Origin of the sequence: Komarekiella delphini-convector SJRDD-AB1 (genome assembly GCF_014831675.1) — a bacterium.
Classification (GTDB): domain Bacteria; phylum Cyanobacteriota; class Cyanobacteriia; order Cyanobacteriales; family Nostocaceae; genus Komarekiella.
Genome location: NZ_VJXY01000021.1, coordinates 37057 through 52072, shown reverse-complemented (window position 1 = coordinate 52072; position 15016 = coordinate 37057). Strand labels below are relative to the sequence as shown.

Genomic DNA, 15016 nt, shown 5'->3' with positions numbered 1-15016 from the left:
TTTAAGGATCTTGCTTCAATTCACCATCATTTTGAGAGAGGTCGCGATACGCTGCTTTGACTAGGGATGCTAAAGCATTGGCGATCGCCGGATCAAGGTTTTTATCAGCGCGTAGTTGAATAGCGATCGCTTCAGGTGTATCCAGTTGCTCCTCCTTTGAGGTTCTAAACAATTCAGCAGGTGGTACTTGTAGCCAGTTACAAAGTGCTACAAAGGTTTCCATGTCCGGCATTTTGCCGCTCTCTACCCTTGAAAGAGTAGATGGACTAACATTACCAATATCCGTCGCCGTTTCACGCAGTCCCCGGCTGCCGCGTTTTTTGCGAACTAGACTTGCTAACCTTTCTATATCTAGATAACTTTCCATTCCTTTGCTCCTGTCTCACAAAAGAATGAAATGTTTCTTGGTTGACACACTATCAATAAATATTGTACGGTTGATGCAACAAATGTATCACGAATGAAAAATTTCGTGTTGTTGAGAAAATCCTCTAGATGAAGGATTACCTCTAATGGGAAGTAATGAATTTGATAGTCTTGTTCTTGGTTTAGCAGAGTTTGTCCGTCGAGATGGCAGGTATCCATATCCTGAACTGCTGCGTTATGCCCTCAATAAATTAGCTCTAGAGTTAACTGCTGTCCCATATCCGCGGACTCTAACTGGTCTTTTAGCCTTACTGGAAAAACCTGTGAAAACATGGTATCCACGAAGTTTACTGCCAAAAGAGTTCGACTCTGATTTTGGTCTACTCTATGAAGGGGGATTGAGTGAAGAAACAAGTCGATACTTTTATGAGGAACTGCTTGAGCAAGGCAAAATACCTGAGTTCGCCACTGCTGCGACTAAGCAGATTGCCATAGAAAATTATCAATTTTACAAAATTTTGGGGCGGTTGCAAGAACTGTACAACAATGATAGCGATCCTGAGTGCATTCAACAGGAATATGTTTTGCTGCGGTCATTTTTGATTGAAAATGGGTACACAACTCCGGCGCAGCTCCGCAAGGTATTTTTCAAAACTCGACATATTGATATTGAAGAAGTTGGCGATTTATACGAAGATTGTGAAGAAAATGAGCCTTGCTGGAATTGCGATCGCTGCGGCCCTTTGTTTAAAAAGTATGGAAAGTTACGTGGCATTAAACCTAGTGCTTGCAACGACCATCGCCAAGATTTGCCGTATGTTAGAAAGATTACTTGGCAACAAGGACTGCGTCGCCTAAAGTTTGGTATTCACTTGCGTATTTGTTTACCGGGTTTACCTGAAATACGCTTATTTCATACTTTAAAAGAACTTCAAAGAAAATACCCAGATCAGCTTTGTGCCACACATCTTTACCCTGGCATTGATCGCTATGACTTACAGCTATGCTTCTGTGATGGAGCAACTTGGGCTGTGGATATTAAAGATTACCAAAATCCTTACAATTTAGCACCCAAGCTTACACCTCTATTCGGTGAGGGCGATTTGCATTATGACGAGAGCTTTTATGTTATTCCTATTCAACGTCTGCAACAACGAGAGGACTACATCGAAATTCTTCGTGAACAGGCGATAAAACTGCCAAGCAGTACCCACCTTTTGAGCGATGCTGTATTTCAGGAACGGGTGATCAATAAAATTGAGTGCTTGAAGTAAGGAAATAGCGAATGAGCCAGATGACTCTATTTGAGCTACCGACTGAGTTTAAAGAGCGCCTCAAACAGTTAAAGGAAGCAGGTTTGGATAGTACTCAAGCTGAATTGTTGCTTCAGGTAGAGCTTGGCTTTGCTCTGATGGAGCATTTGGAACTTGATGATGAGTCAGTTACCGCACCTTGGGCAATCTTGAGTGGAATGCCTTTGAGACATCCACGCTTAGAGAACTTGAATGAGATGGAACGTCGGGCGATCGCCAACACTCGCCAAATAGTTCCATTTTCTGCCCGTTTCGCTTGGTTAGGCGCACTGCGTTCTTATCTAAGAATTCCTCTAGATTGGCGTAACTATGGCGAATTCACTCCGCAAAACTGGGATAGCTATATTATCAATGCTGCTAAAAATCTCCGCCATCCAGTTAATCAAGATTTGTACGAACGGTGTCTAACTGCCAATTTAGATTTCCGGCTTCGCAAAGTTAAACAAGTAGAAGTTGGAGCCACTTATCAATTTGAGGCAAAGATAGGAGAAGAGACGGTTATAGTACCAGTCAAATTTACGCAGCAGCAGGTGCGAAATGCACAGGTACAGCGCCTATCCTGGTTTGCAACATCTCGTCGTCGTAGTTCGTTTTCGCTTGGCCTTTCAGATTTAGAGTTAGATGCAGCATGGATTGATCAGCGAGAGGAAGTGTTAGCGCGTCAATATGGCTGGCATGAGACTGTCAAGGGACACTGGATTGATCGGTTTGGCAAAATTAACTTTCACAAAGTTCAGGAAAACGGAACACTGGTTCCGCAAGAGGAGCAAATTCTAGAGCTAGATGGCTTTACAAATATTGCAGGCATGGTTGCTTCTGGAAAAACCACGGTTTCGCAGTTGTTCAGTGTTAATATTCTGCGGCATCATTGCGATCGCCGCATTACGTTAGTCGTTAGTGATGTGCAATCAGCGATTAAATTAGCTAACCAAATTAACTGGTGGTTTTGTAACGATCCAGAGAATGATGATCCGGTAGCAGTGCCAATTTTGGGGCGCAGCAAACGCGATGCACATCTGCGGAGTTTCTCAGCCTCAAAAGATTATCAAGAACATCAGCAACGCGGACAGCCTCACTGGGGTGAGCGTTGGCTAGGCACTGCTTGCCCTCTACAAGGTCGGCTCAATCAGAATTTTGTTAAACAATTCTTAAATAACAAAGCACTCAAACCGGGAACTGAACCCTGTGATTATCTAAAAAAGATGCCTAAAAGCGATCGCCAGCAGCAACGTAAAAACCTCGGTTCATCCTATTTGTGTCCATTTTTTGATAAATGCCCATCCCAACAAGCTTACCGTGATATGCCAAATGCTCGTGTTTGGATTACAACTCCTGGCGCGATGGCAATGGCAGGATTACCCCGTCATTTAGAGTTGCGCCGGATCAAAATCGGTGAACTCGTCAACGAACAATCAGATTTTGTGGTCTTTGATGAGGTAGAGACGGTTATTAAGTGGTTTGATGACACCTACGCTGAGGAGGTGGTTCTTACTGACGGCGGTAATAGCGGCGTTTTTGATGATATTGGCGTGAAAACAGAACAATTCTCAAAAACTAACCGTGTTATGCCCCCATCAACACAGCGATGGACTGGTGCAGAACGTGATGCACAAAAAGCTATTACAGCAACATTGACCCTACTCGATAAACAGGTTGGACATCAAGTTCTCCGAGATTGGATCAAACGAGGTTACTTTACACCTAATTCTCTTCTATTCAAATTTGCTCGTCGTCTTGCTGGATTAGAAGAATTTGAAGATCCAGATACATCTGACGCGCTTTCACGAGCAAATGCTCGGCTTGTACAGCCAATTGTGCGCTATATTGATGCACTACTCAACGAGGATGATCCTTTACGGATGCAGCCTTCATCTGACCCATACCGAGATCCAGTCTTTCGCCTTGCGCGTCTTATGCAAGAGATCAATAGTACTGGAGAAAGTGCTTCAGATGAGAACATCTACAGGGCTTGTAGAGCCTGGATTATCGAATTTTTCCCAAATACAGAACGGCGTTTAGCGCGACTGCGAACAGAACTGGAGAATCGCAATCAAAGTTCGCAACAATCAACCAAAAAAGATGAGGCAGAGTCAGTAGATACTGTTGAAACCTTGGCTTATCGTCTCCAATTTGCGCTGACGATCGCCCTTCTGGATCGGCACACTCAAATTGTCTTTTATGAATGGCACAATCGACCGACATCAATCAACGATGATTCACCCCATCGTCGAATGCCTGCTGCAATGTTGAATATTTTGCCATTACCTCCCACCGGACGACAGTTCGGCACTTATTACTCCAGAGGAAATGATGACGACAAAAGAGCCAAAAAAGGCAGCAATAATGCACTGACGTTGTTTGCCTACACCAATATTGGACGCTGCTACATTTTAAACTTTTATCGTTTATTCACAGATTTTAATGGTCAACGTGGCCCTAATGTGCTATCACTTTCTGGAACATCCTACTTACCGGATTCTACCAGCTTTCATGTTGGTAATCCGCAGGGTGTTTTAATGCCAGAACAGGGGGCGAGAGATGCGATCGCTCAAAGCCACTTCAAATTTCTTCCCCAATTCAACCAAAAGAACCAACCTCTCCGCGTTTCTGGTATGTCCGAACGACGCAAAATGAGCTTGTTTCAGGAAATAGCGCGATCGCTCGTTGGCAGTAATGGTATAGGCCATTTAGGACAAGAACTTGAGAAATTAAAGCACCTTGGCGAAAATGATTTAAGTAACCACTGGAGCGATCGCGAACGCCTTCTCTTACTGGTAAACTCTTACGACCAAGCTCGTTGGGCAGCAAACGAAATTCGCAATTGTTGGTCAAGTATGCAGGACTTAGTTTATTACCTAGTCCCTGACAATATAGACACTTACTGGGATGATGAGCCAGGAGAACTTCCTAAATCAACCGATAAGGGTGCGCTCAATCGTGCAGATATTGAAACTTTTGGGCAAATTAACCCAAAGATTCTTGTTGCTCCTATGAATGCGATCGGGCGTGGTTTCAATATTTTGAATGCCAACGGTAAAGCTGCTTTTGGTGCTGTTTACTTTCTGACTCGACCATACCCACATCCACATGATACACAAGCGATCGCTCAAGAAATGAACCGTCGTGCTTTAGAGTGGGCAGATAAAGCAGACTTTCTAGCATGGCAACAAGGAGATGGAATTGTACAACGTGCTGAAAAAGTGCGCCAATTAGCGGCGCGTTACTGGCGATCGGTTGAGCAACGTTCCTACTATAAAACTCTACGTGATCATCAAGAATTACTGGCTTTTCCACGGTTCGACCTAGCTGCAACTACTGCTGGGTTAGTTATTCAAGCCGTTGGTCGTCTTTTGCGTGGAGGTGTACCATTTCGTGGTTATTTTGTCGATGCAGCTTGGGCCCCCAAGAGTGCTGCTAGGAAAGCTGATCCAGAACTCTCTGAACTGGACACAGAGCAGACAAGCCTTTTGGTTGCCATGCTTCTACGAATTTGCGACTACGCCAGCGAGGAAAACACAGTGGGAAATGCGCTTTACAAACCTCTTGCCGATGCTATGGAAAGAATCGACGACCTCTATTGGTAGCTTTTTGCGTAAAGGAATTGACAATGCCTAAAAAAGATGCATCATATCCTTTGGTTTTACCTGCGCGAATGAGTCTTGCGGAAGATGCTCTGACAAATTTGGAAATTGTGGTACTTCAGTTTCCATTTGCAGAGATTATAGCGGACTTTCGTAACAGCATAGAAGCGGTTCTGCCGCCTAATCGTAAAAAAAAGGTGAGTGCGCCATATCGGCAATTGAACAATGGGTTGCTTGCTTGTGCATCAACCTTGACGCATGGTTTTGAATACTTTGATACAGGTGATTATCGAGCTTTAGCTGTAGGAACGGTTGAAAATCTGCTGCGAGTTCCAACACCTGAGCAAATACATGAGTTAGTGAGCATTTGGGCGCAGCAGTGGACAGAGCAATTTTATGGTAAAGGGAAAGCAGATCAGATAAATAGTGTTTGCGATCGCTTCCTTGAAAACATCGCAATAATTCACACTAATTGGAATTGGCAACCAATCAGTCCAGAAACGCTCATCCAAAACATCAATGTCGAAAAAGGGCTTGGATTCCAAGCAATTCCTAGTTTCTTAGCAACATTGCTGCATGGAAAAAAGTGTGTTATTCGCTCTGGACAACGAGAGCAAGAAATCGAGTGGCGCAAGGTACAAGGCGATGGTTCAGGTCGTACTGGACTATTCTTAATCAGTCAACCATTTCCGGCATTGTACACAGATGATTATGGCAAGGAAAGGGAAGGTTATTTTGTCTATCGTTTAGATTTCCGTGTTCAGACTCAAGCAGGGCGATTCAACCAAAATGGCAAGCTTAAACCGTGGATTTTTTTGCATTTAAGTTGCCAACGATATGCTCATGAGCCATTAATCGAAACTAATTATGGTCGTGATATCTCTGTACTGATGGGAATGAATGAGGAACGCCTATCTGGTTACGAAGTAGATTCAACGCTGATACGTCTTACCATTGAGAACAATGGAAGAGAAGATAGTAATTTGTGGAAATTTCAATTGCCAAATCTGCTAGCTGCATTCAAAGCGCGTGCATTAGAAACAACCGAAAATATTCTTTGTAATCCTGCTACATACGGTAATTTAGATAATAATTCTAACTGGAAGAAAGATGAATATTATTTAGTTCATGCTGAAGGATACAAGTATGAACATGAAAAGCATAAAAGAGGACACAGCATTAAACCTGGATTTAGTTTGCGTGAACGAGGTGATATCGTTGCTCAAGTATTAAATCTCCTAAATGGCGTTTTGATAGCAGATGATCCATTGCAAAGTGATATTCCTGCTCCATCTGGTCAAAAAACACCCTTATCAATGCGCGATTACGAAGATATTTCTAAGCCTCTAACATTCACAAAACAACAAAAAGAAAAGCTGAGTGAAGAAGAAATTAAGCAACGTGTAAATAAACGTCGTCAAGAAAGACAAACGATCATTGCTGATGCTATTGAGCGGGCGTTGCAAGGAAAAACTATGCATCTTTTTATTCTGTGGCGCGAGCGAGATACCTATGATGTCACTTACCAAAAGTTGCGTGATGCCTTCTTAATGAATGAAGAAGAAAATTTTCCAGAGCATATCAAAGTATCACCTGTGTGGATTGATGATGCAAATATTTTGAAACCCCTCGACACAGCCGGATTTGTACCTAAAGATGGTCAAGACTTTGATAAACAAATCCGCAAGCAACATCAAATCAAGCTTGATGCATGGCGCAATTTTTTAAAACAGAAGGTTATTGCTTCAATTGACTTTACTACTAAGCCTTACTGCTTTGCAATTATTGAAATTGGACAAACGAAAAAAAAGGGAGTTCATCCTAAACAAAATATTTATAGAACAGTTCGTGAAGCTTGTGTGTTAGAAAAAATCAGTTCTCAAATGGTGCAAACGGTTAAACCAAAATCATCTGACAAAGAAGATGAAAGCACAGATACATCGCCATCTTACAGCAAGAAGACAGAAGGACGTATTCTGAATGCTGTACTGGATGTAACGCTACGCCAGGTTGGGGCACTCTATGGAATACCCTCAGAAGTCTACGAGCGAGCAGGAATACCAAAGGAAACTGCACAGAATCTAGATGTAATTGCCCTTTGTCGCCGAAAAACCAATCAAGGTCAAGATAGTATTCACTATGCCTTGGCTGTCCGTTTGCGGGCAACAGGTGCAGTCGATGTGTTATTTCCGCATAGTCAAGATTGGATTCCTTACGCACAGGCGGGGATTGAACTGGGACAGATTTTCTCACGGGTACGTTGCGATCGCAATTATCTTAAAACAGTTCAGTTAAAGGGAATAGAACTTGCAAAATTTGCGGCGGATGTCATGACGAAAGTAGGCGAACAACCTACCCTTGTCTTAATCGAAGCCGATGTATGGCGTAATGAGCGTGGTGAAGAAAATGGAGGTCAAGCTTGGTTCCAGTTAAAAAATGAATATCTGCTTGCAAAGCAGGATGTTTTAGACTTCCAACACGTTCCAGGTCATGCTTGTGTATATCCTCGTGACCATAACAAACTTAAGAATTTACTCGGAGTAATTCGCTTCCGCACTGGTGACGAGACAACCCAATACATCACCAATCGACAAACTTGGAATGAGAATTCTCCAGCACGAGATCTCATTCGCTTAAGTGGCTTTTACGATAACTCTATACCTGAGTTGCTACATTATTTCTCGATTGGAAGATTACCAGAAACACAAAAAGCACAAGATACGCCAACAGCACGCGAACTTTACATACTCGACTCGCAAAATTCTGAATCCGGTGCGAATATTGCATTCAAGCACCAACAGATGCTAGAGATAATACCCTTCTTCGTTCACCCAGATTTTCAAAAAACGGAAGAAAGCCTAAAATCACTTTGCCGAGTGCCACACTACTTACGATTTTCACCAGCATGGTCTATGGGTAATATTCTTCTAGCATATCCAATGCATTTAGGTAAACAAATAATAGAAGATCACTTATGCATTCTTGGTGTAGAAGTCTGATTCAACGTTTTTTATGATAATAAAATTCGATATATTGCCTTAAATCTTTAGAATTAAGAATATATACCTGTATCTTTCTTCTTGCCTATCATCCCCAGCGATAATTGACAAATAACATAAGTTGATAATTGAAAACCATAAGCGTAGATTGACCATTTGGCACGACTTCTACTTGTTGTCGCAGTACGCTTAATTAAGCCATTAAAAAACATAAAATGGGCGATACTGGATTTGAACCAGTGACCCCATCCGTGTGAAGGATGTGCGCTACCACTGTGCTAATCGCCCAAGACTCCTGATTATATCATGGCTAACGCACAATAATAACAATCAAGAACAGGAAAAATGAGGAGATAGGGGAGAATTTCCAATCCAAAATTGTATTAATCACCTTGAGGATACTCGTTCCATAAGGTTGTCGTCTCCCGCAAACTCTGGTGATTGCCATTGGCCAAAATGAGGTGATCTAGCAGCGGAATGTCTAAAAACTGCGCTCCTGCTAATAATTGGCGCGTCAATTCTATATCTTGCTGGCTGGGTTCAATGTTACCAGAAGGATGGTTGTGGGCAACTATTACCCGCGTTGCTCCTTGACGAATAACTTCCCGAAAAATTTCACGGGGGGAAGCTAGGGTTTCGGTTGCTGTGCCAATGGTAATCACTTGTGTGCCAAGTAGGCGATTTTTGACATCTAATAGCAGCACTGCAAAACGTTCTTGTGTCTGCCACATTAAATCTTGACTGAGAGCAGCAGCAGCAACAACTGGACTATCGATTAATGTACGGTCTAGGGGACGAGATTGAAAAGCGCGTTTGCCTAATTCAATTGCCGCCAGTATAGTAGTAGCTTTTGCTGGGCCAATACCAGGAATTTGCATCAACTCTGCGGGGGTGACTTCTCGGAGAACTGCCAATGGGTCGCGCTGGTGTTTGCCTAATTCGGTCAAGATATATTGTCCCAGACCGACAGCTGACAGTTTACCTGGCCCTTGACCCGTGCCTAAAAGAATTGCTATTAACTCCGCTGTGGCTAAAATTTTGGGGCCGTGGGTCATTAGCCGCTCACGCGGACGTTCATTTGTGGGTATATCGGCAATTCTGAGGCAATAAGTCATAGAAGAACTAAGAGAATAGTTACCTAGATATAACTATCTTTAGTTATCCCTTGTTTACTCTACAAATCATTCTTATTTGACAAAATCTTTAATCTTTACCGACTTTCTTCTTGCGGTACATCTTGCCTTCACAAGAATAACGATTATTACTAGTAAGGTGTCATATCTCAAGTTAGGCGGCTTTATCAGTCGGTGAGGACAGGGCTGAAGATTATCTGTGAAGCTTTACTGTGGCGTTAAGCGCGTGACAATTGAGATTAGAACCGTGTTAATTTACTCGCTGTAGCTCAATAATGTTTCATTCATATATCTCCGATATGGAACTAAATATCCGTGACGGTTTTCATTTAACCAGCATTTACCCCACAGATAAAGCTGCTTACTTGGAACATCTCAACGACAGAAGTATTTCCGATGCAATTCCTGTCATCCCTTATCCATACACAGAAGTTGCCGCAGATTGGTGGATAAAGCGTAGGCTTGAGTTTTTGAGAGAAACAGCAAGAGAAATATCTTTTGCGCTTCGCAACGCTGAAGGTTATTTAATTGGTTCAGTTGGGGTAGATGACTTCAAAGTTGGGAAAGTGCATAGAGCAGAGATTGGCTACTGGCTAACTAAAGTATATTGTGGGCAGGGATTAGCTACTGATGCACTGCGTGTTTTTGTTCAATATGCGTTTGACAATCTTGAAGTGACTCGCCTAACTGCTCATGTTCTTGATTTCAATACAGCTTCAGTCAAGGTTTTAAAAAAAACAGATTTAAGCTAGAAGGGTGTTTGAGGCAACACACGAGAACTCGAAACGGTATTTTCAATACTCTTGCTTATGGTTTGCTTAAAGGTGAGTAATAGTAGCTTTATAGAGAGGTGAAAATTGATGTAGAAAATCGATACCACGTCACTCCCCGCACCCGACTCAGTAAAGAATAATTGGGAGTTTGCAGAAGTCTGGATTGATGCAATGCTGTCACCGCCTTATGTGTTGTTACTCCTTGATGGTTGGGAAGGAAGTTGTCGTGTATATGACCGCGCCAAAAGTTATAAAGTCATATTTACTAGTTCAACTTACGAAGAGGCTGAACTTTGGTTGCTAGAGGATGAATATGAGCTGATTGAAAGGCGTGTTTCTGTATCTGAAATTTGAGTAATGCGATCGCACGAGCAGTAGCCTAGCCCAAAACCGGGCTGCACCAAACGGTTCGCAAGCCAGTTAAACCCCTTTATCTTCGCTTGTTATTGGTAGGTTTGCGTAGCTTTAAGCATGTGGTAGGTAATGATTAATTGGGTAAGCGCAAGAGGGTAACTTTGGAGTGTCTCCCCAGTTGTACCAGCAATTTTGCCTAGTTCTGGATTACTTTCGCGATCGCATATATTTCGTAAATGCGGCATATCGGAACATATAATATGCTCTAGCTTATTCACCTGTTCTAAAGTGGCATGACCGTCAACTTCCAATACATCTACGGGTTTACTCATATCCCGGTCTAGTCCAAGGCGGATCGCTGAGAGGGAATTAATATCGTAGGATTGGACAATCTGGGTAAAATCTGGGTGGGGAATTGTTGGACGCAGTACCAGGCGGACATTTAGGTGTCCATTGGTTTCATCCTCTTCTTCTGTAGGCGGGTAGAAGCTAATTACTATATCAGACCACTGTCGCTGCGGACGGATAAATTGCTCTGAGTCTGGTTCGCGCTTTTCTAGTTCCGCCAGCACTTGTTCAGCGGTATAACCCCGCTTTTGGGTATCCCGTTTGACCTTCCACTTGGCGCGTAGTTCTTCAGGAGGCGCAAGATAAACTTTAACATCATAAGCGTCGCGGGCGGCACGGGTAGAATAACCGAGCAATCCCTCAATAATCACGAATTTATTGGGCTTGATGTACTGCGGCGGCTCAAAGGTGCCGGTTTTGTGACTATAAACTGGTTTGAGGATTGCCTGTCCTGTGCGTAGCAGCGATAGGTGCTGCTGCATAATATCTAGATGGTTGCAGTCGGGGTGGAGGGCTGTGATCCCAATTTCTGCACGTTGTTGGCGATCATAACGGTGGTAATCATCTGTGCAGATGAGCGTGACATTTTCAGGGCCGAGTACCTGAGCGATGCCTTTAGTTAGTGTTGTTTTTCCAGCGGCGCTATCACCGACAATACCAAGAATTATTGGACGGCTCATTGATACTCCCCCCTGATATAAGCAATAGTAATAAATTTTTCAGACAATATTTTTTAATATTAAAAGGGATTAGGCAAGTAACTCAAGCTAAGTGTTTGTCTGCAACATCTCTACACATAGAATGTTTGAACGATCGCGTGTTGTAGAATTAGCTCTTTGCTTAGTTATGACAACTCAAACATTAGGACTCGAACAAAATCTATATGAGTATTTACTGTCAGTCTCTCTGCGGGAACCAGAAATTTTAACTCAATTGAGGCAAGAAACAGCGCAGCATCCAATGGGGAGAATGCAGATTGCTCCCGAACAGGGGCAGTTTTTGGCGTTGCTGGTGCAGTTGCTAGGAGCGAAGAAAACTTTGGAATTGGGGGTATTTACAGGTTATAGTTCCTTGGTGGTGGCATTGGCGTTACCGCCAGAGGGGAAAGTTATAGCCTGTGATGTGAGTGAGGAGTTTACAGCGATCGCCCAGCGTTATTGGCAGCAAGCAGGGGTGGCTGATAAAATTCATCTGTGCATCGCTCCTGCAATGGAAACTTTAGATAAATTGCTAGTAGCTGGAGAGGCGGAAACTTTTGATTTTGCTTTCATCGATGCCGATAAGAGCAAGCATGATGAATATTATGAGCGATCGCTGCAACTTGTGCGTCCGGGTGGACTGATTGCGATCGATAATGTCCTTTGGTCAGGAAGGGTTGCAGATCCCCAAGTGCAGGACAATCGAACCAAAAAGATCCGCGCTTTTAATCAAAAGTTGCATCAAGACATGCGAGTTAGTCTCAGTTTGATACCTATTGCAGATGGTTTAACCCTAGCGCTAAAGAATTAAAAATACAAAGTAACAACGTTAAATATAAGAAGATGGTTCTCCATTTCCCCTTTTTCCCCTTCCCCAATTCCCAATTCCCAATCCCTAGTCCCCATTCCCCTTTAACTGTATCTGTCGCCATTTTTCTTGCTGACGCGCTCTTTTCTCCTCAGTTAAGCTATCAAAACAATAGGCACAGGAAATACCTTGTTCGTACTGGGGAGACATCTTATCCTCTTCAGAAATTGGATGTCCACAACTGAGACACAATTCATAACTTCCTTCTTCTAAACCATGACTAACGGCTACCCGCTCATCAAAAACAAAGCATTCCCCTTGCCATAAACTTTCTGTTGCTGGGACTTCCTCCAAATACTTGAGGATGCCGCCTTTGAGATGATAGACTTCTGCAAATCCTTGGGCAAGCATAAAGGATGAAGCTTTTTCGCAACGAATGCCGCCAGTACAAAATAAGGCAACCTTTTTGTGTTTAGTTGGATCAAGATGCTGGCAAACATATTCTGGAAATTCTCGGAATGAGTTAGTCTGAGGATTTTGCGCCCCTTGGAAAGTACCGATATTCACCTCATAATCGTTGCGAGTGTCAATCACGGTTACTTCTGGATCACAAATCAAATCATTCCATTCTTGAGGATTGACATAAGTACCAACCTGCTCATTCGGGTCAACTTCAGGCAATCCCAGAGTGACAATTTCTGGTTTCAACCGCACTTTCATTCGCTCAAAAGGCGGGATATTAGTATAAGATTCTTTGTATTCTAGGTCTGCAAAACGGAGGTCAGAACGCAGAAAGGAAATAACAGAGTCAACCGCTTGACGCGAACCAGCAATTGTACCGTTAATACCTTCTTCTGCTAGTAAAATTGTCCCCTTGACACCTTGCGCTTGACAGTAAGACAACAAGGAATCTCGTTTTTGGGCAAAATCTGGCAATTTGACAAATTTATACAGTGCTGCAACGACTTGGGTGTTTTCTGACTTCATCTCTTTGACAAAGGAACAATATAAGTTAAAATAACAAGGGCGAACAAAGTCTGCCTTTTTAATTTTATGGGGGTTTAGCTCAGTTGGTAGAGCGCCTGCTTTGCAAGCAGGATGTCAGCGGTTCGAGTCCGCTAACCTCCATTCTCCGCTCGTCTGGAAATTTATTTCCAGGCTAATAGCAGAAGTCCACTTAAGTGGACTCAAACCCGTTAATAGTCGTCTTAAGACGACTTTAGTTATTAGCCTGAGATTTTAATCTCTGGCGGAAGCGGGGGACAGATGATAGTGTAAGCAGTCAAACATGGGAATTAAACGAACCTGCTAAAGAATAGGAGATTGTTTTAAACTGGTCATAGGTTAACTGAAACTGCTAAATCCTAAAACCTCTAGTAATTGATGAGCGGACAAGTACCGACCCTCAAGTTATTTCCTTGTAAAAGTAGTAATTACGAATTACGAATTAAGTTGACAACCTTCTGTGTAAGCACATGCTAGCCGCCACAAACATTTTTCGCGTCGATGATTTACTAGTGCAGATTTACAATTCTGAAGTCGAAATGGCGCAGAACGTTGCTGAAATTGCTCAAAAGTATTTACAGGACGTTCTCGCGCAACAGGATACAGCCGCAGTATTGTTAGCAACAGGTAACTCGCAACTCAAATTTCTTGATGCTTTGATTACATTAGGTGGTGTAGATTGGTCACGGATTACCTTGTTTCATCTAGATGAATATTTAGGAATTGCTGCTGACCATGCTGCAAGTTTCCGGCGATATATGCGAGAACGTGTGGAGCAGCGAGTTGAGCCGAAGAAATTTCACTATATAGAAGGTGATACATTACAACCTGTAGCAGAATGCGATCGCTACACCAAGCTACTGCAAGCACAACTTATTGACTTATGCTGTCTTGGTATTGGTGAAAATGGACATTTAGCTTTTAACGATCCATCTGTAGCAGATTTTCAAGATCCTTATAGTGTAAAACTGGTGAAACTGGATACTGCGAATCGTCTGCAACAAGTAAGCACAGGTCATTTTCCAAATTTAGAAGCTGTGCCACAATACGCTTTTACTTTGACAATCCCGATGATTTGTACAGCAAAAAAAATTCTCTGCCTAGCGCCAGAAAAACGTAAAGCACATGTGGTAAAGGAGATATTGCAGAGGTCTATAAGTACAGACTATCCAGCTTCTATTTTGCGTCAGCAACCCCAAGCAACGTTATTTTTAGATGTCAACTCTGCCAGCCTGCTGTCTTAAAATGCTAAGAATAACTGTTGTTTCCAACCAATCACTTGAAGAAACTCACAGAAATGCTTGAAAATTACTTTCTATAAGCTGCTTCAAGCCTACAATTAGATAGACAAGCCTCAAGATAAGGACAATCTTCACACTTGAGGTTTTTCCCTGGATTGTTACATCCACAAGGAGGATTCACGTAACATTCTGAAGGTTCTTTAGGTGTCCAAGACTTTTTAAATATCAGGGATAAAGCTGCTTCTTGGAGGCAGAAAACAAAATCTTTTACCATATTATACAATAATTACGAATTTTTAATTAGTTAGAAGATGACTTTCATAAAATAAATATGATAAATATGAGCGATCGCATGATTAAGCTAGATTTATATAATACTTTAAAACAACTTTATCAG

11 protein-coding genes and 2 tRNA genes are annotated in these 15016 nt (G+C 42.5%); 8 read left to right on the top strand and 5 right to left on the bottom strand.

Translation table 11 applies throughout. The features are described from left to right. Position 1 precedes the first annotated feature (1 nt). Entirely contained in the window at positions 2-367 is a 366-nt protein-coding gene (locus FNW02_RS19275; RefSeq protein WP_191759118.1) for a helix-turn-helix domain-containing protein, read from the bottom strand. Positions 368-512: 145 nt separating this feature from the next. Here FNW02_RS19275 and FNW02_RS19270 point away from each other — a divergent pair, with 145 nt between their 5' ends. The 3 genes from FNW02_RS19270 to FNW02_RS38805 are packed head-to-tail and all read left to right on the top strand — an operon-like array spanning position 513 to position 8259. Beyond that, positions 513-1640, top strand: coding sequence for a restriction endonuclease-related protein (locus FNW02_RS19270; RefSeq protein ID WP_191759117.1), 1128 nt, complete (start codon positions 513-515; stop codon positions 1638-1640). 11 nt (positions 1641-1651) lie between these two features. Next, complete coding sequence (locus FNW02_RS19265) at positions 1652-5263, top strand: pPIWI_RE_Z domain-containing protein (RefSeq protein ID WP_191759116.1); 3612 nt, start codon at positions 1652-1654, stop codon at positions 5261-5263. Between the two features lie 23 nt (positions 5264-5286). After that, positions 5287-8259 carry an RNaseH domain-containing protein gene (locus FNW02_RS38805; RefSeq protein ID WP_225225770.1) on the top strand — a complete coding sequence of 991 codons (2973 nt, stop codon included), beginning with the start codon at positions 5287-5289 and terminating at the stop codon, positions 8257-8259. Between the two features lie 216 nt (positions 8260-8475). Here FNW02_RS38805 and FNW02_RS19250 read toward each other — a convergent pair. Then, positions 8476-8547: transfer RNA gene (locus FNW02_RS19250), tRNA-Val, on the bottom strand. 95 nt (positions 8548-8642) lie between these two features. After that, positions 8643-9374: a RadC family protein gene (radC, locus tag FNW02_RS19245; protein ID WP_191759115.1), complete on the bottom strand. Its 732-nt coding sequence runs from the start codon at positions 9372-9374 to the stop codon at positions 8643-8645. A gap of 293 nt (positions 9375-9667) precedes the next feature. On the opposite strand from radC, the gene FNW02_RS19240 reads away from it, so the two are divergent. Then, positions 9668-10144: a GNAT family N-acetyltransferase gene (locus tag FNW02_RS19240; protein WP_225225769.1), complete on the top strand. Its 477-nt coding sequence runs from the start codon at positions 9668-9670 to the stop codon at positions 10142-10144. 192 nt (positions 10145-10336) lie between these two features. Further along, the gene (locus FNW02_RS19235) at positions 10337-10519 is read left to right on the top strand and encodes a hypothetical protein (RefSeq protein ID WP_225225768.1); all 183 of its coding nucleotides are present in this window, start codon (positions 10337-10339) and stop codon (positions 10517-10519) included. A gap of 89 nt (positions 10520-10608) precedes the next feature. Here the strand turns inward: FNW02_RS19235 and FNW02_RS19230 are convergent, their stop codons facing one another. Further along, complete coding sequence (locus tag FNW02_RS19230) at positions 10609-11547, bottom strand: phosphoribulokinase (protein WP_191759114.1); 939 nt, start codon at positions 11545-11547, stop codon at positions 10609-10611. Positions 11548-11713: 166 nt separating this feature from the next. Here FNW02_RS19230 and FNW02_RS19225 point away from each other — a divergent pair, with 166 nt between their 5' ends. Beyond that, positions 11714-12376 (top strand): class I SAM-dependent methyltransferase, encoded by a 663-nt coding sequence (locus FNW02_RS19225; protein ID WP_191759113.1) that lies wholly within the window; start codon positions 11714-11716, stop codon positions 12374-12376. A gap of 84 nt (positions 12377-12460) precedes the next feature. On the opposite strand, the gene trhO is transcribed toward FNW02_RS19225, so the two are convergent. Then, positions 12461-13360, bottom strand: coding sequence for an oxygen-dependent tRNA uridine(34) hydroxylase TrhO (gene trhO, locus FNW02_RS19220; RefSeq protein ID WP_191759112.1), 900 nt, complete (start codon positions 13358-13360; stop codon positions 12461-12463). Positions 13361-13428: 68 nt separating this feature from the next. Between trhO and FNW02_RS19215 the strand changes: the two genes are divergently transcribed. Continuing rightward, positions 13429-13501 (top strand) — tRNA-Ala (locus FNW02_RS19215). Between the two features lie 347 nt (positions 13502-13848). After that, positions 13849-14622 (top strand): glucosamine-6-phosphate deaminase, encoded by a 774-nt coding sequence (locus tag FNW02_RS19210; protein WP_191759111.1) that lies wholly within the window; start codon positions 13849-13851, stop codon positions 14620-14622. The last annotated feature ends 394 nt before the right edge of the window (positions 14623-15016 follow it).

Excerpts from the sequence above, each read along its gene's own strand:
- FNW02_RS19275 (WP_191759118.1), bottom strand. The coding sequence starts at position 367 with ATGGAAAGTTATCTAGATATAGAAAGGTTAGCAAGTCTAGTTCGCAAA.
- FNW02_RS19270 (WP_191759117.1), top strand. The coding sequence starts at position 513 with ATGGGAAGTAATGAATTTGATAGTCTTGTTCTTGGTTTAGCAGAGTTT.
- FNW02_RS19265 (WP_191759116.1), top strand. The coding sequence starts at position 1,652 with ATGAGCCAGATGACTCTATTTGAGCTACCGACTGAGTTTAAAGAGCGC.
- FNW02_RS38805 (WP_225225770.1), top strand. The coding sequence starts at position 5,287 with ATGCCTAAAAAAGATGCATCATATCCTTTGGTTTTACCTGCGCGAATG.
- radC (WP_191759115.1), bottom strand. The coding sequence starts at position 9,374 with ATGACTTATTGCCTCAGAATTGCCGATATACCCACAAATGAACGTCCG.
- FNW02_RS19240 (WP_225225769.1), top strand. The coding sequence starts at position 9,668 with ATGTTTCATTCATATATCTCCGATATGGAACTAAATATCCGTGACGGT.
- FNW02_RS19235 (WP_225225768.1), top strand. The coding sequence starts at position 10,337 with ATGCTGTCACCGCCTTATGTGTTGTTACTCCTTGATGGTTGGGAAGGA.
- FNW02_RS19230 (WP_191759114.1), bottom strand. The coding sequence starts at position 11,547 with ATGAGCCGTCCAATAATTCTTGGTATTGTCGGTGATAGCGCCGCTGGA.
- FNW02_RS19225 (WP_191759113.1), top strand. The coding sequence starts at position 11,714 with ATGACAACTCAAACATTAGGACTCGAACAAAATCTATATGAGTATTTA.
- trhO (WP_191759112.1), bottom strand. The coding sequence starts at position 13,360 with ATGAAGTCAGAAAACACCCAAGTCGTTGCAGCACTGTATAAATTTGTC.
- FNW02_RS19210 (WP_191759111.1), top strand. The coding sequence starts at position 13,849 with ATGCTAGCCGCCACAAACATTTTTCGCGTCGATGATTTACTAGTGCAG.